This window comes from Verruconatronum alginivorum (assembly GCF_056590205.1).
Genome location: NZ_JBWPVQ010000001.1, coordinates 1,399,538 through 1,423,087, shown reverse-complemented (window position 1 = coordinate 1,423,087; position 23,550 = coordinate 1,399,538). Strand labels below are relative to the sequence as shown.

At 60.6% G+C, this 23,550-nt stretch carries 19 protein-coding genes; 12 read left to right on the top strand and 7 right to left on the bottom strand.

Translation table 11 applies throughout. The features are described 5' to 3' along the window. Positions 1-23: 23 nt before the first annotated feature. From ACWUI2_RS05020 to ACWUI2_RS04995, 6 genes are all read left to right on the top strand, one after another. A complete protein-coding gene (locus ACWUI2_RS05020; protein ID WP_486981771.1) occupies positions 24-656 on the top strand; it encodes an RNA polymerase sigma factor in 633 nt (210 codons plus the stop codon). Further along, on the top strand, positions 653-1,117 hold the full coding sequence (locus tag ACWUI2_RS05015) for a hypothetical protein (protein WP_486981770.1): 465 nt from the start codon (positions 653-655) through the stop codon (positions 1,115-1,117). Before ACWUI2_RS05020 ends, ACWUI2_RS05015 begins: the two co-directional genes overlap by 4 nt. 134 nt (positions 1,118-1,251) lie before the next feature. Further along, a complete protein-coding gene (locus ACWUI2_RS05010; protein WP_486981769.1) occupies positions 1,252-1,728 on the top strand; it encodes a hypothetical protein in 477 nt (158 codons plus the stop codon). Further along, positions 1,728-2,252 (top strand): type II secretion system protein, encoded by a 525-nt coding sequence (locus ACWUI2_RS05005; RefSeq protein WP_486981768.1) that lies wholly within the window; start codon positions 1,728-1,730, stop codon positions 2,250-2,252. Before ACWUI2_RS05010 ends, ACWUI2_RS05005 begins: the two co-directional genes overlap by 1 nt. Positions 2,253-2,263: 11 nt before the next feature. Beyond that, complete coding sequence (locus tag ACWUI2_RS05000; RefSeq protein WP_486981767.1) at positions 2,264-3,229, top strand: ABC transporter ATP-binding protein; 966 nt, start codon at positions 2,264-2,266, stop codon at positions 3,227-3,229. Further along, positions 3,226-4,092, top strand: coding sequence for an ABC transporter permease (locus ACWUI2_RS04995; RefSeq protein ID WP_486981766.1), 867 nt, complete (start codon positions 3,226-3,228; stop codon positions 4,090-4,092). The genes ACWUI2_RS05000 and ACWUI2_RS04995 overlap by 4 nt, the downstream gene beginning before the upstream one ends. On the opposite strand, the gene chrA is transcribed toward ACWUI2_RS04995, so the two are convergent. From chrA to ACWUI2_RS04980, 3 genes are all read right to left on the bottom strand, one after another. Then, entirely contained in the window at positions 4,082-5,437 is a 1,356-nt protein-coding gene (gene chrA / locus ACWUI2_RS04990; protein WP_486981765.1) for a chromate efflux transporter, read from the bottom strand. The genes ACWUI2_RS04995 and chrA overlap by 11 nt on opposite strands. 195 nt (positions 5,438-5,632) lie before the next feature. Next, entirely contained in the window at positions 5,633-7,258 is a 1,626-nt protein-coding gene (locus ACWUI2_RS04985) for a PAS domain-containing sensor histidine kinase (RefSeq protein ID WP_486981764.1), read from the bottom strand. Positions 7,259-7,385: 127 nt separating this feature from the next. Beyond that, positions 7,386-9,791: a cation:proton antiporter domain-containing protein gene (locus ACWUI2_RS04980; protein ID WP_486981763.1), complete on the bottom strand. Its 2,406-nt coding sequence runs from the start codon at positions 9,789-9,791 to the stop codon at positions 7,386-7,388. Between the two features lie 1,130 nt (positions 9,792-10,921). Between ACWUI2_RS04980 and ACWUI2_RS04975 the strand changes: the two genes are divergently transcribed. Genes ACWUI2_RS04975 through ACWUI2_RS04965 form a run of 3 tightly spaced genes read left to right on the top strand, consistent with a single transcriptional unit; the run spans position 10,922 to position 15,137 of the window. Next, positions 10,922-12,649 (top strand): sensor histidine kinase, encoded by a 1,728-nt coding sequence (locus ACWUI2_RS04975; RefSeq protein ID WP_486981762.1) that lies wholly within the window; start codon positions 10,922-10,924, stop codon positions 12,647-12,649. 8 nt (positions 12,650-12,657) lie between these two features. After that, positions 12,658-13,146, top strand: coding sequence for a response regulator (locus ACWUI2_RS04970; protein WP_486981761.1), 489 nt, complete (start codon positions 12,658-12,660; stop codon positions 13,144-13,146). Then, positions 13,143-15,137 (top strand): hybrid sensor histidine kinase/response regulator, encoded by a 1,995-nt coding sequence (locus tag ACWUI2_RS04965; protein ID WP_486981760.1) that lies wholly within the window; start codon positions 13,143-13,145, stop codon positions 15,135-15,137. The genes ACWUI2_RS04970 and ACWUI2_RS04965 overlap by 4 nt, the downstream gene beginning before the upstream one ends. Here the strand turns inward: ACWUI2_RS04965 and ACWUI2_RS04960 are convergent. Then, positions 15,125-15,700 carry a nucleoside deaminase gene (locus ACWUI2_RS04960; protein ID WP_486981759.1) on the bottom strand — a complete coding sequence of 192 codons (576 nt, stop codon included), beginning with the start codon at positions 15,698-15,700 and terminating at the stop codon, positions 15,125-15,127. The genes ACWUI2_RS04965 and ACWUI2_RS04960 overlap by 13 nt on opposite strands. 101 nt (positions 15,701-15,801) lie before the next feature. Between ACWUI2_RS04960 and ACWUI2_RS04955 the strand changes: the two genes are divergently transcribed. Next, complete coding sequence (locus ACWUI2_RS04955) at positions 15,802-16,683, top strand: hypothetical protein (RefSeq protein WP_486981758.1); 882 nt, start codon at positions 15,802-15,804, stop codon at positions 16,681-16,683. A 136-nt stretch (positions 16,684-16,819) separates the two neighbouring features. On the opposite strand, the gene ACWUI2_RS04950 is transcribed toward ACWUI2_RS04955, so the two are convergent. Both ACWUI2_RS04950 and ACWUI2_RS04945 read right to left on the bottom strand, forming a co-directional pair. Continuing rightward, positions 16,820-18,283: a hypothetical protein gene (locus ACWUI2_RS04950; protein WP_486981757.1), complete on the bottom strand. Its 1,464-nt coding sequence runs from the start codon at positions 18,281-18,283 to the stop codon at positions 16,820-16,822. Positions 18,284-18,304: 21 nt separating this feature from the next. Further along, on the bottom strand, positions 18,305-20,008 hold the full coding sequence (locus ACWUI2_RS04945; protein WP_486981756.1) for a hypothetical protein: 1,704 nt from the start codon (positions 20,006-20,008) through the stop codon (positions 18,305-18,307). 28 nt (positions 20,009-20,036) lie between these two features. Here ACWUI2_RS04945 and def point away from each other — a divergent pair, with 28 nt between their 5' ends. Further along, entirely contained in the window at positions 20,037-20,594 is a 558-nt protein-coding gene (gene def / locus ACWUI2_RS04940) for a peptide deformylase (protein WP_486981755.1), read from the top strand. Positions 20,595-20,872: 278 nt separating this feature from the next. After that, complete coding sequence (locus tag ACWUI2_RS04935; RefSeq protein ID WP_486981754.1) at positions 20,873-22,639, top strand: ABC-ATPase domain-containing protein; 1,767 nt, start codon at positions 20,873-20,875, stop codon at positions 22,637-22,639. Between the two features lie 176 nt (positions 22,640-22,815). On the opposite strand, the gene ACWUI2_RS04930 is transcribed toward ACWUI2_RS04935, so the two are convergent. Continuing rightward, positions 22,816-23,541 carry an acyltransferase gene (locus ACWUI2_RS04930; RefSeq protein WP_486981753.1) on the bottom strand — a complete coding sequence of 242 codons (726 nt, stop codon included), beginning with the start codon at positions 23,539-23,541 and terminating at the stop codon, positions 22,816-22,818. Between the last annotated feature and the right edge of the window lie 9 nt (positions 23,542-23,550).

Below are 23,550 nucleotides of genomic sequence, written 5' to 3'. Positions count from 1 at the left end.
GATCGGAAGGCATCAGGCACGGAATGACCCAATCCGCGGAAGAGCGGCGTTCAGGCGAGGAGTCGGCGTCGGACGAAGAACTGGCGCTCGCCGCCCGGGACGGATCCCGCGATGCCTTTTCCCGCCTGGTCGAGCGTCATCAGGACCGGTTATTCCGGTTTCTCCTGCAGAAAACCGGCAACCGTCACGATGCCGAGGATCTGGCCCAGATGACCTTCGTCACGGCCTACCGGAAGCTCTCCCGCTACCAATCGCAGGATCGTTTCGGGGCGTGGTTGTTCACCATCGCCCACCGGCAGGCGATTGGCCATTTCCGGAGCTTCTTCCGGCGGAAACGCCTGCACGAGAACGTGGCGACCTTGGGCGAGGATCGGAACGAGATCTTTGATCCCGCCCGGGGAGTCGAGGGCCGCGAGGAGAGTTCGGTTCTTTGGCGGATCGCGCGGACAACGTTGAGCAAATCCCAGCACACTGCCTTGTGGTTGTTTTACGCCGAAGAGATGCCGGTCGTCGAGATCGCGGCGGTGTTGCGAAAAAGTCCCGGTAACGTCAAAGTGATGTTGCACCGGGCAAGAGGCCGCTTGGCCACCGAATTGATGAAGGAGGAGAATGGGCAAAAATATCGCAAATCCTTTTATCCGGAGGTTACTTTATGAAAAATTCAATTGAGCGGAATGCGGATCTCCTGGAGGAGAGATTGAAGGCTGAGGCGAGGGCGGCCTCCGAGAGACGGGCTCCGAGCGGATTCCACGCGAGAGTGATGCGGGCGGTTGCCGCGGAAGCGGAGGGAAAGGTTCGTCCGGGATTTCCGGTTCCCCTGGTATTCCGGATGGCTGCGGCCGGCGCGGTGGCTGCGGCGCTGGCTTTTTTCGTTCTTCCGGGTGGATGGAAAGGCACCGACCCAACGGGTCCGGAGCAAGTGGCGGGCGTCGGGCAGGCGGAATCGTTCTGGTTCGATTATCGGTTGTATCTGGAATCTCCCGAATTGCTCGAAAACCACTTTCATGGCGCGGCCGCTGTGTATGTGATGAATGAATACGAATATCTGAGCCGGGACGCCGCCATGGCCAGGGACTTCGTCCAGTCGATGGCGCCCCGCTGGTTCGCGACGGATTGAGGTGAAGGAGGGCGATGCGAGCGAAGTATGAGTCACAATCGCGCCGCCGGGCGGTTCGGCGCTGGGGAATAGGCGTCTTGGCGGTAGCCGGCATTTGGCTTGGGACGTTTGCCGCGGTTCAGGGCTTACGGACGATGACCGCGACGGCCGACCGAGTGATCGTCCGGGTGGAGTCGACTTCGTTGAACGAGCTCTCTGCCGTCCAACGGCGGGATTTTCTGGACGGTCTGGCCCGGGAAGTGAACCGGCTCGACCTCGACGAACGGACCCGGCTTCGGCGTGCGGAGGTTTTGGATACGTTGTTCGAAAATCTCACCGAGGCGGAAAAGCTGGCATTCGTCGAGGCGACTTTACCGACGGGGATGCGGCAGATGATGGAGGCGCTGAATGACATGTCGGTGGACGAGCGGCGCCGGGTGGTGGACCGCGCCATGCGGAGTTTGCGCGAGGCTTCACCCGAGGAAATATCCCGGGAGTTGGAGGATGACCATGCCCGGATGATCGTCGAAGAAGGATTGAAGGCCTACTTTGATGTGGCGAGCGCGGAGACGAAATTGGAGGTCGCTCCTTTAATCGAGCACATGCAGCAACGGCTCCAGCGGGTGAATTGATGAGAACTCGCCGAACAAACGGATTTTCTTTGGTGGAGTTGCTCGGCGCACTCGCGGTGATCGCGATCCTGGTGGCGATTTTGATTCCGGTTTTGTCGCACGTGCGGTCTGGCGCCCGAGCTTCCGCCTGTTTGTCGAATCTCCGTCAGATCGGGGCGGCCCTGCAACTTTACCTTCTCGATCATCACGATGTTTTTCCGACGATGGTGGCGGTCCGGGAGTCGGCCGAAGATCCGCAGGAAGCTTTGGATACGGTGTTGGCGTCCTACCTGGGGGATGCGGAGGCGTTTCGTTGTCCGGCGGACGACCGTGGTTTGTTTCAGGTTAGCGGCACAAGCTATTATTGGAACAGCGCCCTCAACGGACAGAGGTTCGGCAGTCTGAATTTCCTGTTGGAACGTGATCTCACCCGTATCCCGGTGGTGGCGGACAAGGAAAGTTTCCATCGGCCCGGTGAGCGTCCGGTGCAATTTCTATACGCGGATGGCCACGCCGAACGGAATGTCCGATTTTTCGTTGATTGATTCGAATATCGATGTCCGACCTGCAAATCAAACAACTCACCAAACGGTTCGGCGCGCGGACGGCGGTCCGGGATCTCAACTTGGAGGTGAGGTCGGGCACGATTTTCGGATTGCTCGGTCACAATGGGGCCGGAAAGAGCACGACCATCGGGATGTTGCTGGGGCACCTTGCCCCCGATGCCGGGGAGACGCGGATCGGAGGGATTTCGGTGCAGGAAAACCGGGCGGCCGCCATTCGGGAAGTTGGCGCGATGTTTGAGGCCCCGGCTTTTTACCCGTATTTGAGTGGACGGCGGAACCTGGAGATTTTCGGTGCTTATTCTGGAAACATCGGTTCGCGGGAGTTGGAGGAAGTGATCGCCTTGGTCGGTTTGGAGCGAAGGATCGGTGACAAGGTGGCGCGTTACTCGCATGGAATGCGGCAGCGGTTGGCCATCGCCCAGGCGTTGTTGCCGGCTCCCTCGGTTTTGATCCTCGATGAGCCGACCGATGGGCTTGATCCGGAAGGAATCCGGGAAATGCGGATGCTGGTGCAACGACTACATCGGGAGCGGGGCCTGACCATTTTGCTGTCGTCCCATTTGCTGGGGGAAGTCGAGCAACTCTGCGACCGGATTGGAATTCTTTCGGAAGGGGATCTGCTTTACAGCGGGGATTGGCGAAAGGAGTTGGAACTCGAACGACACGTGCGGTTGGAAGTGGACGATCCCGCGAGTTGCCGGCAGCTGTTGGCCGAGCGAAAGCTGACGGTCGAAACCGAAAGGGAGGCTGGCACGGGGGAGCCGGTTGACGGCACGACGGGGGGGAGGGGCGTTCTCGAAATCGAATTGGCTGCGGGTGCGGCCCCCGCCGACTGTGTCGACTTTCTGGTTGGCTGCGGTATCCGGGTCCACGGGTGTGGTCGTCCGGTCGCGACTTTGGAGGCGTTTTACCTTTCGGTGTTGCGCGGGCGTCGGACGGAAGGGAGGTCGGCATGAACGGAGCGGGGCATGGAGGCCGCCTGTTTCTCCGGCAACTCGGCTACGAGGTGTTGAAGCTTTTCGCCCGGCCGAGGACCTACATTGGTTTCGGGATTTTTGTGTTCTTCGAATTGCTGTTGCTCTTTCTGTTGCAATTGCCGCGGGCGCGGGAATCGTATCGGGCGCTATTGGAGAGCAACGGGTATTTGTTCAATGAATACTTTAGCGGATTGACCATGGCGGTTGTGATCATCACCACTTCGGTCTTTTTTCTTGGCTCGTTGTTTCTCGCTCTGGTGGCCGGCGATATTGTGGCCAAGGAAGTCGAGGACGGCACGATGCGGATGATTTTGAACCGGCCTGTATCCAGATTCCGGGTATTGTTGGTCAAGTGGATGTCCTGTCTGGCTTACACCTTTATCCTGTTGGCTTTCATTGGCGGGACCAGTCTGTTGTGCGGTCTTTTGTACCGGGGATGGGGCAATCTGTTCGTCTATGCGCCGCTGCAAGGAGTCTTCGCGGTTTTCTCGCCGGGTGAAGGAATGTTCCGGTTGGGTTTGGCGGTGATCTGGCTTGGGTTGGTGATGAGCACGGTCAGTTCGATCGGGTTCTTTTTCTCTTGTCTGTCGATGAAGCCGGCGGCGGCGACGATTCTGACCCTGGCGTTGTTATTCGCCGATTTCGTGATGCACAACCTGCCGTATTTCGCGGCCTATGAGCAATATTTCCTGGCTCACCACATCAGCAGTTGGTCGCTGACCTTTCGCGAGTTTATTCCTTGGCCCCGGCTCCTTGAGTCGTTGTTGTGGCTCTGGACTTTCAATCTGACCTGTTTCGCCGCCGGAACGATTTCATTCTGCAACCGGGATTTTAAAAATTGAAAAGCAGGCGGGCGGCGATTCCGGCGGCTCCGCCCGCGGCGATCACCCAAAGAACGTCCCATTTGAAGCGGTGGAGCAGGAGGAGAAAGAGAAGGCCTGAGAGGATCGGGAAGAGGTCGATCCTCCCTGGTTCCGGAACGACGACGTGCCAGGCGAACCAGACCGCGAGGTTGAGAATGACCCCCACCACTCCGGCGGTGACGGCTGACAAGGCGGTGTTGAAGCGTAGATTGTCGCGATGGCTTTCCACGAACGGGGCGCCGGCGAAGATGAAAAGAAAGCCGGGCATGAAGGTGACCCAACTGGTAACGATGGCGGCGAGGGTCGCCATCATGAGCGGTGACAGGGCGCCCGGTTCATGCCACCCCCCAAGGAAACCGACGAATTGCAGGACGAGGATCAGTGGTCCGGGAGTGGTTTCGGCGAGACCGAGGCCATCCATCATTTGGGTGGGGGAAAGCCATTGGTGGGCTTCGACCGCTTGTTGGGCGACATAGGGGAGCACGGCATAGGCTCCGCCGAAAGTGACGAGCGCGGCGCGGCTGAAAAACAGTCCTTGTTCGGTCAATACATGGCCGCGTCCGAGGAACCACCAACAGAGAATGACGGGCGCCGCCCAGACTCCCGCCCAGACCGCGGTGGTTCTCAAAACCCTTGTCCATTTCGGTTTGCCGAGGCGGTTCGAGGTGGAGTCGTTGATCACGTAGCCTGTTTCGCCGGAGGAAGCATTCCCGGCATGGCCTACGGTCAGGTCGAACGCGTCCGGGAAGATCCGTCCACCGATCAAACCGACGAGAAGCGAGGAGATGATGATCAGGGGGAAGGGAAGTCCGAGGAAAAAGATGCCGGCAAAGGCGAGAGCGGCGATGGTCCACATGACGCCGTTCTTCAGGACCTTCCTGCCGATCCGAAGGACAGCGGCGGCGACGATGGCCATCACCGCGGGCTTCAAGCCGTAGAAGAGGGCGTCGATGAGCGGGATGTCGCCATAAACCAAATACACATAGGCAATCAACCACATGAACAAGGCTCCGGGAAGGACGAAGAGGACCCCGGCGAGGAGGCCTCCGCGGATCCGATGGAGCAGCCACCCGGTGTAAATCGCCAGTTGTTGGGCTTCGGGTCCGGGAAGGAGCATGCAATAGTTGAGCGCGTGGAGGAAGCGGTTGTCGCTGATCCAACGGCGTCGTTCGACGAGTTCCCGATGCATCAAACCGATTTGGCCGGTCGGTCCTCCGAAACTGAGCAGGCCGATCTTAACCCAAACGAGGAGTGCTTCGAAAAATGATGGGTGGACGGGGGGATGTTCGACGGAGGCGTTGTCCGGAGATTGGTTGGCGGTCATTTGGGAGAGAGTATGAGCGCGGAAACCGGGGTCGAGGCAAGAGCGAATCGAGCTGCGGAGGCCGGGCTGATTCGTTGGAGTTCCGGCTTCAGCCGGTCTTTTCCGGACGCCCGGACCGCATGAATGCGGGACTCCAACGTGCATCCGCATCTTGGCGCCACCGCAGGCCGGGCCGATTTGTTGAAGTTCCCGGGTTCAGCCTTCGCGGAACTCGTTTTCCGGTTTTAGGGGAAGTCGAATGCGGGCGCATGTTCCTTGGCCGAAGGCCGACTCGATCTGGAGGTTGCCGCCGAGCCATCGGAGGCGTTCCTCGATGTTGAGTAATCCGAAACCGCCCGGGTGGTCGGCGCCGAGTTTTTGAGAGGTGTCAAAGCCGTTCCCTTTATCGGTCACCACTACTTCAACGGTTTCACCGGAATGTTCCACCTGAAGGGTCGCCCGGTCGGTGCCGGCGTACTTTTGGATGTTGAGCAATAACTCCCGGACCGATTGCGAGACGAGCAGGAGGATATCGTGCTCGAGGGGAATCGAGGGTTCGTTATGGGTGAAGTCGACCGTCAATCCGGCCTTCTTGGCCCGGTCGACTACCCATTGCATGATGGAAACCAAATCGTGATCGAGTTGGAGGGGCGGGCCGCTGAGTTCGCTCATCAATCCCCGGGCGGCGAGGGTCGAGTCGGCGATGATCTTCTGCAAATCCTTCAATACGGTGGAATCGGCCGACTCGCGGATCGCGGCGTTGCAATACATTTGGGCGGCGGTCAGGAGTTGGGCGAGGTTGCCGTGGATCTCGGCAGCGATTCGTTCGCGTTCCATTTGTTCGCCCTTGTTGAGTTCGAAAACTAACTCCCGCAGACGGCTGCGGCTCTTTTCCAAAGCGCGGGTGCGGTCCCGAACGCGGATTTCGAGTTCTTCTTTCATCGCCTTCAGGTCGTCCACCGCCTGTTTCTGGGAGGTATAATCACGGACGATTTTCAGGAAACCGCAGGCATGGGAATCGGAGCCCCGCAGGGGCATCACAAAGCCGTCCGCCCAGAATAAACTTTTGTCTTTCCGGACGTGCCAACGCTGATCCTCTCCCCGGCCGGTCTCGAGAGCGTTCCGCAATTCCGCGTCCGGCGCTCCCGATTCGATATCCTTTTCGGTGAAGATACGATGGAAGTGTTCGCCACAGATCTCGTCGGCCGTGTAGCCGAGCAAACTGCGGGCTCCGGAATTCCAGTCCATGATTCGACCTTCGAGATCCATGGTGAAAATGGCGAAGTCGGTCGAACTATCCATGATCAACCGGAGTCGTTCCTTGGCCTGGCGGAGTTCTTCCTCGCGATCTTGAAGGCGCTCCTGGAGCAAGCGGAAGTGGTCGTTGTTATTCGAGCCGGTTGAGGAGGGTTTCCCGGGGCCACCGAGCCGCAGTTTTGCGAGGCCGGCGCAGGTTTGGAGGAGAGCCTGGAGCCGTTCTTCCGTCGGTTCCTCCACCAGCACATGGTCGGCCCCCGCTCGGATCGCCTCCTCGGCGAAGGATTCCGAGCAGCGGGCGGGATTGGCCATCAGGGCGAGGGCCGCTTTTTCGGTGGAGGGTTGGGATCGGAGGGTGCGGACGAGAGCGACCGGGTCGTCGCCGGGAGCCGGATCGATGATCAAAAAGACCTGCGGGAGGGGATTCTTTTCCGGTTGCGCGGGAGGGGGCGGGAGTGCGGTTGCCTCGCAGGAGACGATTTGCCATCCGGCTGCTTCGAGGTCGGCGGCAAAAGAAGATGCAGAATCACCCTTGGGCCGGACGAGATAAACAAATCCCTCCGTGCGGGTTCTTGCAGAAGACATATTCATACCCATGCTCGCGACTCCTCTTCGATTGACCGAAGGGACTAGGTTAACGGCAAAGTCGGGGCCGGTCAAATGGGACCCATGGGGTTTTTTTGCGCCGTGTATCGTCCAAATTTACCCTCGTTTACCGCGAAGTGGATCGCTCTGTTTTCTCCTCTTCGCTGGGCGGCATCAGCCAGCGGCGGAATTTCCGGACTTCATCCGGGGATCCGAGGACGAGGAGTTCGTCGGCGCCGTTGATCCGTTCGTTGCCGCCGGGATTGATTTGGAGGCGGTTTTGCCGTTGGACTCCGGCGACCTGCACCCCGGTGACCTGGCGGATGTTCAATTCGGCCAACGTTTTGCCTACTCGCGGGGAATCGAGGGGAACGGCGATGGTCTCCATTTGGACTTCGTCGAGCGCGACCGCCTTGCGCCGGTCTTCCTGGCGGACCGCGGTGAGGACCCGCTGGGCCGGCTCGATTTGTTCGGCGCTGCCGAGGAGGAGCAGACGGTCGCGGGGATAAAGGATGGTGGTCGGGCCCGGGCTGCCGATGACGAAACCCTGGCGGTCGATGCCGACAATCGAGCACCCGAACCGGCTGCGGAGTTCCAGTTCGCCGACGGTTTGGCCGCCGCAGACGGCATTATCCGGAATGGAGCACTCCGAGATATTCAGGTGAAAATCCTGGTGTTCCTGGAGCCATGGGGGGAGTTCGCGGGAGGACTTCCGGTAACCTTCGCTCATCAGGTCGCGCAGTTCGACTTCGACTTGGCTGTGCACGAGAACGAGACGCCGGCGGAAGAGAACGATCATGACAATCGCGAGCAGCACGACCGCGGCGAAACCCCAGATGGCGGCCGGACCGAGGGGAAGAAGCCACCAAAGCCAGACCAGCAGGGCCAGGAGGGCCGCAGCCTTGATGGCCCGTTCCACGATGAACGGGAGGACTTTTTCATGTCGTCCGCGGGCGGTCGCCTCCGCCAGCATCATCGCCACGGCGGAGATGTTTCGCCAGGTTGCGAACAATGGGAAGATCGCGACTCCTCCGATGGCGCCCCAGAAAAGAACCGCCGTTCCATACGGGAAAAGGAAGTCCTCGCCGAAGCCTTCGATCAGCCAGAAAAAAATCGGAGCCGCCACGATCAGGAGGCCGCTGACGAACAGGATGGTGATGGAGATTTGCAGCAAACGCTTCTTGATCAGAATCCAGAGCCTGTTTCCGGCGGGGAGGTTTGCGATCCGTTCCAGCCAGTTTTGGTAATAGGCGATCCCGTTTCGCAAAAACCGAGGCTCCATGCGGTCGACCAAACGGGCGATCGCATCCGCCCGCCCGACGAGCAGGGGGCAGGCCAACGCGGTCAGGAACGAGACTCCGACCGCCAGCGGATAAAAAGCCGGGGGAACGACCGCGGCGGTGATCCCCGCTTGGGCGATGATGAAACCAAACTCCCCCATCGGCGTCAGGGCGAGGCCGGCCCGCACCGCGTCCCGGGTCGATGCGCCGATCAGAATCAATACGAAATAGGCCACCGCGATTCGCCCGAGGATCACCAGAAACGCAATCAACAGGATGTGGAGCCAGATTTGCCCGACGATCGTCACATCGATCATCATTCCGATTGCCACGAAAAAGACCGCGCTGAAGACGTGGCGCAGTCCGGCGAAGGCGTTTTCCACCTGGCCCCGTTGGGCGGTCTCCGCGACGATCGCTCCGAGCAGGAACGCCCCGAACGCCAGCGAGTAACCGGCCCGTTGGGCGAAGACCGCGAGCAGCATCAGCAACGCCCCGACAATGACGGTTTGTAGTTCGGATCCGGCCCGTTGAGCCAGCGAGCGGAGCAACCGCGGCACCACCAACAACCCGGTGATCGCCATGAAAATCACGAACGCGCCGAAGATTCCGAGAGTCTGAGCGACCGTCGCCGGGTCTTCCTCGTGGCCGAGTCCGACGTAGGAGAGGAGAATCGTCAGCACGACGATCGCCACGATGTCTTCCAGGACAGTGACCCCGAGCGCGAGTTGTCCGTTTCGTTGGTGGGTCAAGCCGCGTTCCTGTAAAACCTTGCCGATGATGGCGGAGCTGGAGCTCACCCACAATCCGGCGAAGAATAGGCTTTGCACATAGGTGAGGCCGAACGCGGAGCCGAGCGCCTGCCATAAACCGAACAGCAAAAACGCGATCAAGGCTGTGGCGAGGACGATGGGAAAACCGAGCCGTCGCAGGCGGGTAATACTGAGTCCCATCCCGATCGAGAACATCAGGAACACCAGGCCGACGTTGGCTAAAGTTTGAATACGGGCGAGGTCTTCCACCAAAGGAAAAGGCGGGGTGAAGGGGCCGACGACGATCCCGGCCAAGAGGTAGCCGACGACCACCGAGAGCCCCAATCGATGGAAAATCCAACCGACCGCTCCCGCCACCAGCAGCACGATCCCCAAGTCTTGAATGAAATCGATTCCCTCCATAAACGATGCCTGAAAGGTGCCACCTTGCCACGTTCCGGCAAAACGGAAAAGGAGAAAGCGCGCATCGGCTGCGTGTGCCACGAATGTAGTGGGGTTGGCTTCGCCGCCCCACATTCCATTGCGTTCGAACTGCCGGGAACCGATCCGTCCTGCCAAAGCGACGCGGGACATCGAACTGCGGCGAACGGTTTCAGCCGCTGCCGTCGGGCGGCGAAGCCAACCCGACTACGGGTGAACGCCGAGGGACATTCGCCCACGGGTCGCTGGCTTCGCATTCCATTGCGTTCGAACTGCCGGGAACCGATCCGTCCTGCCCAAGCGACGCGGGACATCGAACTGCGGCGAACGGTTCCAGCCGCTGCTGTCGGGCGGCGAAGCCAACCCGACTACGGGTGAACGCCGAGGGACATTCGCCCACGGGTCGCTGGCTTCGCAAGTAGTGGGGTTGGCTCCGCCGCCCCACATTCCATTGCGTTCGAACTGCCGGGAACCGATCCGTCCCGCCCAGGCGACGCGGGACATCGAACTGCGGCGAACGGTTCCAGCCGCTGCTGTCGGGCGGCGAAGCCAACCCGACTACGGGTGAACGCCGAGGGACATTCGCCCACGGGTCGCTGGCTTCGCATTCCATTGCGTTCGAAATGCCGGGAACCGATCCGTCCTGCCCAAGCGACGCGGGACATCGAACTGCGGCGAACGGTTTCAGCCGCTGCCGTCGGGCGGCGAAGCCAACCCGACTACGGGTGAACGCCGAGGGACATTCGCCCACGGGTCGCTGGCTTCACATTCCATTGCGTTCGAACTGCCGGGAACCGATCCGTCCTGCCCACGCGACGCGGGACATCGAACTGCGGCGAACGATTCCGGCCGCTGCCGTCGGGCGGCAAAGCCAACCCGACTACGGGTGAACGCCGAGGGACATTCGCCCACGGGTCGCTGGCTTCGCAAGTAGTGGGGTTGGCTCCGCCGCCCCACATTCCATTGCGTTCGAACTGCCGGGAACCGATCCGTCCTGCCCAAGCGACGCGGGACATCGAACTGCGGCGAACGGTTTCAGCCGCTGCCGTCGGGCGGCGAACCCAACCCGACTACGGTGCGTGCCGGTGGGCTACGGTTTCCACTCAACTCAGAGTTTCTCTAGTGGAAAGCCCTAGGGCTATGGCCTCATTGCCGGGAGCGGGCGGTTTCCCTTATACTAAGCCAGTGATTCAATGATAACTGCTCCCCTAGAGACCAAGTTCGACGTCTCCTCCGATTTACCTGGATCGATTGAGGACCTAAACGATGGCGGCGATTCCGAGGATGGGAGCGGTTCCCTGCCGATCCGCGATGCCAGTCTGATCCGGTTGTCGAATATCCTCGGCGCGGTGGTCGTTGCCGGGGCGCTCCTGGTGCTCATCGGTTGGGCGGCCGGAATCGAAATGTTGAAACGGGTTGTTCCGGGGTTCGTCGCGATGAATCCATTGACGGCGATTTGCTTTGTTTTAGGGGGGACCGCCATCCTGACTTGGAGGCAGGATTCCTCCGGGGCTCGGACGGAATGGAGGAGGTGGGTTCCCGGGGTTTGCGCCTGGGTCGTTCTCATCGCCGGGGCGACCGTCCTGTTGAGAATCCTGACGGGATGGGATGCCGGACTGGACCGGATATTGTTTTCCTCGAAACTCAGTTATGAAGGAGCGATGTTCCCGAATCGGATGGCGCCGAATACGGCGCTCGGCTTCGTTTTGATCGGCGGGGCTTTGCTACTGTTGGGAAGTCCCGCGGGAACCCGGTCGGTGGTGCGGGAGTGTTGCGCGTTTTTGGTGGGGCTGGTGTCATTGGTGGCCCTGCTCGGATACGCCTACCGGGTGGATGCGCTGTACGGCATGAGCGCCTTTATCCCGATGGCGGCGCACACCGCCGTCCTGTTCGGCTTGCTGGCGGCGGCGATCCTCTGGGCGAGGCCGAACGAGGGGATGATGAAAATCGTGAACAGCGAAACTCCCGGAGGAGTGGTCGCCCGGCGGTTGCTGCCCTCGATGATTCTGGTGGTGGGGGGGCTGGGGTGGCTGCGGTTGGAGGGACAACGCCGGGGGTTGTATGGCGATGAGATCGGGGTAACGCTCTACACCCTTGCGGTGATCGTGATCGTCTGTTTTCTGATCGGATGGATCGCCTGGTCGCTTTATCGGGGGGATCGGAACCGGGCCGCGATGGAGGCCGCGAATCGGCGATTGAATCGGGATCTCCACCTTCGGGCGACTCAGTTGGAAGGCGCCAATCAGGAGCTGGAGTCGTTCTCGTATTCGGTTTCTCATGATCTCCGAGCTCCATTGCGTCATGTCCATGGATACGTCCAAATGTTGAAGCGAGCGACCGAAGGAAGTTTGGAGGAAAAGCCCACCCGCTACCTTCGGATCATCGAGGATGCCAGTTCGGAGATGGGCCAGTTGATCGACGATCTTCTCTCTTTCTCGCGCATGGGGCGGGCGGAGATGACGGAGTCGGAAGTCGATTTGAACGAACTGGTGCGGCAGGTCATCGACGGTCTTGAAGCGGCCACGCGCGATCGAAACATCGAATGGACGATCGCCAAGTTGCCTCGAGTCGCCGGTGATCGCGCGTTGCTCCGGCAGGCGTGGGTCAACCTCCTGGAAAACGCCGTCAAATACACCCGGGGGCGGGATCCGGCAGTGATCGAAGTCGGCTGCGAAGGGCGGCGGGGAGACCGGGCGATTTTGTTCGTGCGGGATAACGGAGCCGGGTTCGATATGGAATACGCGGACAAGCTCTTCGGGGTTTTCCAGCGATTGCATCGAGCGGACGAATTTGAAGGGACCGGGATCGGTTTGGCCAATGTGCGCCGGATCGTTTCGCGGCACGGGGGCGAGACTTGGGCCGACGGGGAAGTCGGCCGGGGCGCCGTATTTTATCTAACCCTGCGATTGCAGAAAACGTAAGGATCTCCATGAACCCATTGAAACGAATTCTCCTCGTGGACGACAGTCCCCGGGATACTGAACTGGTGCTCGACGCGCTTGAATCAAACAACCTCGTCAACGAAGTGATCACGCTTCGCGACGGCGTCGAAGCGTTGGATTATTTGTATCGACGTGGTGAGTACGCATCGCGCGACGAGGCCGATCCGGCGGTGATCCTCCTTGATTTGAAGATGCCGAGAATCGACGGTTTGGAGGTGCTGCGGCGGATCAAGGGAGATCCGATGCTGAAGCGGATTCCGGTGGTGGTGATGACTTCGTCGCGCGAGGAAAAAGACTTGGTGGGAAGTTACGAACTCGGGGTCAATGCCTATGTCGTGAAGCCGGTCGAGTTTTTTGATTTTGTGGAAGCGGTGAAACAAATCGGCGGCTTCTGGGGTTTGCTGAACGAATATCCTTCGGGACCGGCGACCCGTGCCGCGGCGAACGCGGGAGGGCCGCAGGAGGTGCGCCCATGACCGAATCCGACCATCCCATCAGGCTACTATACCTGGAAGACAGCTCGCGCGACGCCGAGTGGGTCCAGGATATCCTGGCCAATGAAGGGATGAGGCTGGACGTCACCCAGGTGGCGGACCGACCGGGCTTTGAAGCGGCGATCGAGCGCGGCAAATTCGACATTGTTTTGGTCGATTTCAACCTTCCGGGTTACGATGGCGTTTCGGCTTTGGAATTCGTTCGGAAGCGGCGTCCGAGGGTGCCGGTGATTGTTATCTCCGGGGAGTTGCGGGAAGAGGACGCTGTCCGTTGCCTGCGGGCCGGAGCTACCGACTATTTGCTCAAACAACGGCTCGACCGGCTGCCGAAGGCGGTCGGCCAGGCGCTGGCCAATGCGGAAGAGCAGAGAAAACGGCTCAAGGCGGAGGAGCAAATCCGCAAGCAAGCGGACTTGTTGAACAAGGCCCGCGACGCGATTTGGGTGCAGGACGCGCAGGGCCGAATCACTTTCTGGAATGAAGGCGCGCAACGATTGTATGGATGGACAGCGGACGAAGTGATGGGCCGCGAAGCCTCCCGTCTTTTCGATCAAGGAAGGGTGCCGGGACGGCATCGGCAATTGGTCGATTGGGTCGTGGAGCGGGGGGAATGGAGCGGGGAGGTCCGGCACGTGACCAAGGAGGGAGCGAAGTTGATTGTCGAATCGCGGATGACGCTGGTCCGCGACTCCGCCGGGGAAATCGAATCGATCCTGGCCATTAACACCGACATCACGGAGAAGAAGGAGTTCGCGGAGAATCTCCTGCGGAGCCAGCGGTTGGAAAGTATCGGCACCCTGGCCGGCGGTATCGCCCACGATTTGAACAACGCCTTGGCTCCGATTCTGATGGCGGTCGATTATCTGAAACAGAGTTACCCCGATGAAAAAGGAGTGCTGGCCGCGATGGAATCGAGTGCGGTCCGCGGCGCGGAAATGGTCCGGCAACTGTTGACGTTCGCGAAAGGGGCGGACGGGGAGGGGGCGAAACGATTGGCGGTGCAGCCGGAACGTCTTTTGAACGAGGTCGTCCGGATCGTGGAGAACACTTTTCCGAAGAACATCGAATTGCGATCGGAAACCGGGCGGGATTTGCCGCAGGTCAACGGCGACCCGACCCAAATGCACCAGGTCCTGGTGAACCTATGCGTCAATGCCCGGGACGCGATGCCGGACGGCGGTCGGCTCACTCTTGAGGTCGAGTGCGCCAGTATCGACGAAGCTTATGCCGCCAACCATCCGCATGCCCAGGCCGGACAGTATTTAATCTTTCGGGTGACGGATACCGGCGTCGGCATTCCGCCTGAAGTGAAGGAGCGGATGTTCGAACCGTTCTTCAGCACCAAGAGCCCGGAAAAGGGAACCGGTCTCGGTCTTTCGACCGTGATCGGGATTGTGAAAAACCATGGCGGATTCGTGGAAGTGTATTCCGTTCCGGATCAAGGAGCGGTATTTGCGGTGCATTTTCCGGTGGCTGCCGCGACTTCGACGAATCGGATTGAATCGGAGAAGCAGCGGGAAAGCTTTGGGACGAGTTGTAATGGAAATGGCAGGACGATTTTGGTGGTCGACGACGACCAGGCCGTCCGCCAGATGCTGGAAGCCTTGTTGACCGCGATGAATTTCGAGGTGGTCACCACCGGCGATCCGTTGGAAGGATTCGTCGAATTGGTGAAGCGGCGGGAGGATCTGGGGTTATTGATTACGGATCTTCACATGCCTGACATGGACGGATTGACGTTGGCCCGGGCGGTGCGGCGGACCTTGCCGAACCTCGGAATCGTGGTGGTGTCGGGCCGTTTGCTGGAGCGGGAGGCGCGCCAGTTGGAAGCGTTGGGGAATTGCACGCTGCTGGACAAGCCGTTCACCCAGCGAAATTTGATCGACGCGATCCGAACGGTCCTGCCGGAAGAGGAACGACAGGACGTCGGTGAAATCGTCCGGGGGCAACCCTCCTGGTCTCAGCGGTTGTAAATCCGACCACCGCCCGCGCGGTAGTTTTCCAGCACGGCGGCGGCTTCCGCGCGGCAGACTTCCCGGACAATTTCAATACCACGTTCGCGCAGGTATTCGTAGGAAGCGTCGAAGACCGGCCCTTCGTCGAAATCCAGCCGTTGGGCGTCCGCCCGCCCGGCGCCACACAGGAGGCGACTCACTCCACTCCAGAGGGTCGCTCCCAGGCACATTGCGCACGGTTCGCACGAAGCGGCCAAGGTGTGAAAGTCGCCCCCGCCGGGTCCTGTATTCAAGGAGTAATGACGCACCTTGGCCTGGGCCATCATGAAGGCGACGATTTCGGCGTGGAGGACGGAGTTGTTGGCGGGAACGACGAGATTGGTGCCGACCGATACCAGGCGGCCGGATTTTTCTTCGAAGATGGCGGCGCCAAATGGTCCTCCGGTCTTGCGGGCGACATTCAGCCGGGATAATTCGATGGCGAGGCGCATCTTTTCCTCATCGGTGCGGTAGAGTCGGGTCCAATCGACGGAATCTTTGACCCAATCCGGGCAGGAAATGTTGATTTCGGGAAGGTCCATCGCTCGATTTTCTTTGGTCAAAACGACTCGAATTCAGCGGGATGTCAAGGTCCGGTTGGTCGGTTCCCAAGGCGGACACCGCTTTTGGAGGAAACGAAATCTTGCCACCCGGGAGAGTCGTGCGGCAACGTGGAGCGGTGTTAATCGAGGAAAAGGCCGGAGGACCGGCGCCGTGGCAATGGCCCGGGTTGTGGAGTCTCAACCTCCCGGCCGCGGTGATCGTTTGGTATGCGGTTTTCTCCCGCGAATTTTACGTCTGGTTCGGAGGTTACCATGTCGCCACGACGGCCGCGCTCGCCTGGATCTTTATCGCGGCCGAACGCTGGATCAGTTTCTTCGGGACGGGCGACCCTCTGAAAACGATTTCGGCAGATCGGCGAGAAGAGCGGGCGGCAATGGGGCGGATTTGGCTGTTGATCCTCCTTGGCTTGGTCCTGATCGGCTTTTGGCGGGCGACGCCGCGAGAGGTGGCGGGGATGCTGATTTGGAGTTCCCTCGGTGGCGCTTATCTGGTGGCTCTCGGCTGGCGGCCGACGGCGCTGGCCGAATTCTTTCCGCGCGAGCTGGCGTTGGCCGCGTATTTGTCGGGTGCCGCCATGCTTTTCGTCTGGGCCAACGGCGCGTTCGGGTTGGCCGAGCTCCTGTTGCCCGGATTATTGTTCCTGCTGCTTTTGTTTTACTATTTTTCTCTGCAAATGTCCTGGGCCGGGTCGATGTCGGGTGATTCGGAAGAGGAGCGGGTGTTGGCGGGATTTACCGGAACATGGTTCCGGATGGTTTTTCTCGGGATGGTCCTGGCCGGAATCGCCTTGGCCCTGGTCAGCCCGGCCGACGTGGCCGACGGACTTTTGCTGGCGATCGGAGTGAGCGGTTTGATGTTGATCCTGCTCGATCACTGGCAAGGAGCGATGAGCCACCAGGCGGCCCGGCTTTGGGGCGATGCCGCGCTGATTTTTCCGGCGCTTCCGTTGTGGCTCATTTAGATTTAGAGCTCGGGTGTTCACGCGGGTGCAGTCTCGGAAAGTGTGAAACAGACATTCCTGTCTGTGGTCTAGGCCAACGCAGGAACAGACAGGAATGTCTGTTTCACGATCCCATCACCGCCACAAAAGCCCGCGCTCAATTCCGGAGTCGGAGCGGGAGTCGGTCGACGCGTTGTTTCATGCTGTCGAGGGTCCGGCTGGTCGGGGGAAGATCGATCCCGAAGCCGAGCGTGCCGGCGGGGAGGAAATTGTCGACGAGGAGGCAATACTCGTTGTTGACCATGATCCCGATCAGTTCGCCGGTTTTGCTGAAGACGAGATCGCCGGTGTTTGGGGAGAACTCTCCAAAAAGCCGGTTGCGGATGCTGGTCGGGAGACGGAGGAAACGCGAATGGTCTGAATCGATGGTGTAGGTCGATTCGCCGTAATATTTGCCGCCGCTGTTGACCAGGACCACTTCGGAAAAACGGAACGGATCGGCGGCGATCGGATAGACCTTTTTGCCGAACTTTTCGGCGGTGGCTTTGGGAACTGGGACCACCACGATCCGGGGATCGATCGAGAGGAAGGTCAGCTCGGTGATCGGCATCCGATCCCCGTTGGCGCTCAACTGGCCGGAAATCCGTTCCCAATCGACGATGTCGCGCAACCCGAGACCGGTCCGGTCGAGATGGAAAACGGCGTAGGTCTGGTGGCCATCGCTCACGAGAATCGTTTGTGGTTGCTCTCGGCGGTTAATCGGACCGAGGAGGACGCTTCGGTTGGCGGTGAACCGGGAGTCGACCTGGTTTTCCTGGAATTCCGTGAAGATGCTGGCGGCCGATTTCGGCTGGCTCCGGCGGACCTCTTGGGCCAATTCGCCGGAACGTTCCGCCATCTGGCTGACGCCCCGGGCCAACTCTTCGGCGTGGGCCTGTATCCGGACCCGTTCCTCGCGGGCCATGACGACCTCGGTACGGGCTTGGTCGAGGTTTTCGCGGATCAGGCGTTTCTCGGTTTCGGAGAGTTCGAGTTCGGTGGAAAGCCGCCGGTTGGCTTCTTCGGCCCGCCGTTGGTTTTCCTCCAGAACGGCCAAGGTCCGTTGGCTCTCTTCCAATTGGGAGAGTTGTTGGCGGAGTTCGCGTTCCATCGCGAGGGCTTGTTCGCGGGCTCGCCGGGCCTCTTCTTCCTGCCGGGCGCGTTCGCGGCTCAATGTTTCCATGCTCTCCTCGGCCAACGTCACTTTTTCCGCCAGGGAGGTTTTCTCTTCCTCCATCCGGCGGCGTTCTTCCTCCATCCGGAGGCGCTCCGCTTCGCGGCGTTCGAGTTCGGCCGCGAGCGCTTCGAGCCGGGCTTCCCGTTCGGCGAGGCTTTCCTCGCGTTCGAGCAGGGCCTGCTGGGTGAGGCTCAGGTCATCGTGCAACTCCGCCCGCGAGGCCCGTTCTTCTTCGAGGGAAAGTTTCAACGCCTCCATCAAATCCTGGTCGGTGTCGGGCAAAATGATCTCCTCCTCGACCTCCTGCGCCTCCAGATCCTCCTCGCCGGGCGAGTCGAAGTTCGCCAGAGCCAGCAGGCTCAGGAGGAGGAAATCGCAAATGACGAGAAGGAGGGCGCGGTTCATGCGGCGACGGCCGGGATCGGGTTAGGAGGCGTAAGCCTGGCTTTCGATAATCAGGCGACGGCGATACGGGCGCAGGTGGCAGATCTTGAACATTGCCACGAAAACGATCCCGAAGAGGGTCGAGGCGTAGGCCGCCATCAAACTCGGACCGATGATGCCGAGCGCCAGGAAAATGAGCGCCCCAACCGTGCCGGCGAGTCCGATGTAGAGACCCGCGTCGAACAAGTGGTCCTCGTTTTCCAGCAGTTTCAGCTTCAAATGGCTGGCGATCGGTTGGCGGCGGATTTCCATCACCTTGATCCAGCAAACGATGTAGGTAATCAATTGCAGACCGAAAAAGCCGCTTAGGGAAATGATAGTTAACTGGTCCATGTTGATACTAAGCTCTTTGTCAGTAGATGAATCGGCCTCGAAAGAGGCAATGGTAAACGGGAGCTGGAGCCGGAACTCGGATTTCTGACCCTCGGAAACCAACAAAGGTTCACTGAAAAATAAAAAAGTCACACCGAAGGCGCCCGCCAGCAGGGAGGCCTGCACCAAGGTGAAGAAGAATGGTCGCCCGAGCGTTTTTCCGTCGGCGGAGAATTGGGTAAAGAGATTGATCGCCAGGAAAACGATCAGGAATCCCAGGAAAACCAACGCCCCCTTCAGCGCCGCGCCGACTTCGGGGAGCTCGACAAAGAGGCCGGGCAGAAGAATCGCGGTGGCCGGGATCTGTTGTCGCCAGGCCGGGTCGTGGATCGGGGCCTGACGTTCGATCAGGAGTTCAACCGCGCCCCGACCGAGGCGCATCGACCGTTTCAGGTCGTCCATGCCCGGTTGGCCGGTCTCGATCAGGTAGGCGGCGATTTCAGCCGGTTGGCGGGTCCAGAGCGCGGCGGCGGCGAAGACACTCCAATCCTCGTCGAGGATCCGGGAAAGGTGGGCGGTTTGCCGGAGCGCCCGGCGGTCGGCCAACATTGGGAGGAGGTCGGCTAGCGGTTGCCATTGCATCCTGCTGCCGAGCGCCATTAGGTCGAGGTAGATCGATTCCACTTGGCCGAGTTTGTTTTCGGCGGTCGCGGTTTCCGCCAGTTGCCGGATCTCGCCGGCGACGGTTTGGGAGAAATGGTTGCCTTGGAGGAGGAGGGCGGTGAGATAAAGCGTCGCCTCCAGCGGTTGCCCGGCCGAGGAATCGACCGGCATGAAACGTTCCGCCGATTCCACTTGGCGGTTGCTCAGGACGGCCCGGACGCCCGGGTGGCGGGACCCTTCGAGAAACGCGGCGATCGTCCGGCGCGATTCCCGGGGGATGAAAAGCGGGAGGACCGGAGGATTGTCGTGGTTCGAGCGGGGTTGATAGGTGGCGAAAATTTGTTCTAAAAACGGATCCGGACCTCCCCAGAGGTGGAGGAACCGGTCGCCTTCCCCGTCGTCGGACGGGAGGATCGGGAGCACGCCGCCGGTGGTGTGGAGCCGGGTCTGGGCGAAATCGAAAACCGCCGCCGTTCCCGGTTTCCCGGCGTCGAACCATGGGTTTCCGGCTTGGTCGAACGAGGGCGTCCCCTTGCCGGCTTCGGCCAGCACCGCCGGATCGATCCCCCGCAAGGCGGTCGGCAACAGGATGGCCGCCGCCAGCATCGCCACGCCGATCAGACCGAGCAGAAAGACGCCGACCAACGCGAAACCGCCCCGCCGTTCGCGACCCGGAACGAACCGGAGTGCGCGCAACGGCGAGCTAGACAAAGCTGGCGATTGGCGTTTACTGACTACCATGGCATTGCGAATAACGCTATATGAAGAACCGATTTTGCGGACAAAAGGCAAGAAGATCACCACCTTCGACCCATCCCTGCGGGATTTGGTCCATGAAATGATCGAAACCATGAATGCCGCCAACGGAATCGGAATAGCGGCCCAGCAGGTGGGGCAGGCCCTCCAGGTCTGCATCGTCGACATGACCGAATGCGATCCCGACTTCGAATACGAGCTCGACGGTCGCCAACCCCCTCTCGACCTCATCATGCCGATGGCGATCGTCAATCCGGAGTTGGAACTGCTCGACGGCACCTCGAGCGTTTATGAAGAAGGTTGTCTCTCCTTTCCCGGAATCCAGGGGGAAGTGAAACGCCCCGACGCAGTTCGGTTGAAATACCAGGATTTGGACGGAAACCCCCACATTCTCGAATGCGACGGCCTCTTCGCCCGTTGCGTCCAGCACGAAGTCGACCACTTGAACGGAGTCCTCTTCATCGACCGGATGTCCCGCAAGACCTTGAAGAAACTCGACGCCCGCCTCCGCGAAATGAAAGCGGCGAACGACGGCGGGTGATCGCGCGTCGCTCCTGCATCGGCAAGTAGTGGGGTTGGCTTTGCCGCCCCATTTTGTGGGGTTCGCATCGCCGAAAACCCATTCCCCGCGACCACGACGACCGACGCCACACTTCGGCCGACGATCCCGGCCGCTGCTGTCGGGCGGCAAAGCCAACCCGACTACGGGCAGACGGATTCCGGCTTTCATTTCCGCTTCGCTTCGTCCGTTAGGCTGAAACGCGTCGCTCCGTGCTTTGCGGGGTTGAAACCTCGCGCTTGGCCGGTTGAAATGGCGAGATGAGAAATCGTGCGGATCTTCAATCCATCCTTTCGCGCATCGATGGACGCAATTACAAAGCTTACCGGGACATCGCCGGGAGTTACGATTTGGACGGGTTGTATTTGTTTGTCGACTACGTGCAGGGAGATCCGTTCGCGTCACCGTCGAAGTTTCGAGTGCGGTTTCCTACAGCCGAAACAGAGATTCCCCCGGAGTGGGCCGGGCCGAGGGTGCGCCGGGTCAGCGTGGCCGATTTCCTCGCCCGTCGAATTCGGAGGGGAATTCAACAGATGGGTCCCGCCGGCGGGGCCGCGGGTAGTGGACGGAGCGGGCGGATTTTCGTCGACGCGGGGGGACAGGAGGTCTTGGAGCGGTCGGCGGTCGCCTTCCGGCCGGAATGGGTGGAGGCACGGCTCGAGGCCGGATTGCCCGCCGCCGGTCGGCGGATCCTCGGTCGGGAGGCCGCCCGGTTGTTGATCGATCAGATTCCGGCCCTCGTCCGGAAGGCGTTGGTGTTGTCACCGGAATCCTTGGACGAAGCGGCGTTCTTTTGGCAAACCGTGGAAAACCAAGAGGCGATCCGGGGTCAATTGCGGGAGCGCGGGTTGGTCGCTTTCGTCGCCGATGGAGCCATCCTTCCGCGGGAAACCGGCGTGAGCGACCGCCCGCTCCGGAGCGACCGGGTGGTGCCGTTCGCGAGTCCGGAGTCGTTGCGGGTCACTTTCGAAACGCCCCATCCGGTCGGGCGCGACGGAGGGGAGCGGACGATTTCCGGAATGGGGATTCCGGGCGGCGTGACGCTGGTGGCGGGGGGAGGATACCATGGAAAGTCGACCTTGCTGCGGGCGTTGGAGCGGTCGGTTTACCCGCACGTGCCGGGCGATGGTCGGGAATATGTGGTGACAGATCCCGACGCCGTGAAGGTTCGAGCGGAAGATCGGAGACGTATTGAAAAAGTTAATATAAGTCCGTTTATTAACAACCTTCCGAATGGGGACGACACGACGGTTTTCAGCACGGATGAAGCGAGCGGAAGCACCAGTCAGGCGGCGACGATCATGGAAGCGGTCGAAGCCGGGGCGCGCCTGTTGTTGGTCGACGAAGATACGTCGGCCACCAATTTCATGGTCAGGGACGCCCGGATGCGGGAGTTGGTCGAGGCGGACCGGGAGCCGATCACGCCGTTCGTGGAGCGGGTCCGTCAGTTGTATGAGGAAAAGGGGATTTCCACCATCCTGATCATGGGAGGCTCGGGGGAATATTTCGACGCCGCCGGACAGGTGGTCGTCATGTCCGGCTATCGACCGGAAGAGGCCACGGAAAAGGCGAAGCAGATCGCCCGCCGGCTTCCGGGCATTCCGCAAACGGTAGAACCCCGGCCGTTGCCGGAAGCCAGAGGGCGGATTCCGCAGGCGGCCTCGGTCGACGCCGGGTTTCGGGGAAAACGGGTGAAAATCGAATCGCGGACCGAGGAAACGTTGCGCTTTGGCGAACAGGAGATCGATCTCCGGGCGGTGGAACAATTGGTCGAATCGAGTCAGACCCGGGCGATCGGCTATGCTCTTCATTTGGCCGCCCGTCGGTGGATGGCAAACGGACATCCGTTGCCGGAGATCCTGGATCGGTTGGAGGATCTGTTGGACCGCGAAGGCCTTGAAATACTCGACCCGCACGCCCGCGATTCCCGTGAAGACCGCCACCACCCGGGCAATTTCTCCCGCCCCCGACGTCACGAAATCGCCGCCGCGTTGAACCGATTGCGGAGCTTACGGATCGCCGATTGAGCCATCTATGAACCTTTTGGGTTCATGCCCGGTTGCCGGCCAAATCGGAGGGTTGGCTTCCAGCCGACCTTCATCCGAGACCGACGCCGACGGCGGACGGCAGGATGCCATCCCTCCCAGTGCCGGGGCCGTCCCGGCTCCGTGTGTTTGGTTTGCCGGAGCATACGAGCCGTTGCTCACGAACCGGGGCTTGGGCTCTGCGCGGAAGCGGGACGCTCCCCCCACTTTGGGGGATCGAAATCGGGGTCTTCCACGAAACAACCGTCGGGGTCGGTCGGCAGCCATTCGCGGCGGCCGGAATGGTAGCGTTTGACGATGCGGGCGGGAGCGCCGACCGCGACGGAATAGGGAGGAAGACTGCGGTTGAGGACGGAGTTGGCTCCGACCACGCAATGCCGCCCGATCCTGACGTCGCCGAAGACGCAGACGTTTTCCCCGAGCCAGGAATGGTCGCCGATGTGGACCTCGCCAAGGCAGACGTTGTCGTTTTTCATCACCGAGCGGCGGATGTCCCGGTAGCCGTGGAGATTGTCGGAAATGTAAACCCGGTCGGCCACCAAGACTTCCCGTCCGATCGTCACCTTGCGGCAGGCCACGATATGACAATGGTTGCCGACGTAGGAATCCGCGCCGATCCGAATCTCCGGACTGAAACGCTGGTCATAATATTCGGTGATCGCGCAAAGCCAACCGCCCCACGACACACGGGCTCCGGGGCCGATGTGGATGCATCGCGGATTGGCAATCTTCAAGGGGTATTCCAGGAACGCGCTCGGGTCGGCGCTTCCCATGCTCGCCTTCCACTTCTCGATTTGGGCCCGGTTGCGGGCGCGGGTCAATCGACAGCAGAAATGCCCGATCAATAGATAAACGTATTCCTTGAACGAAAGGATCAAGCTCATCGTCTTTCG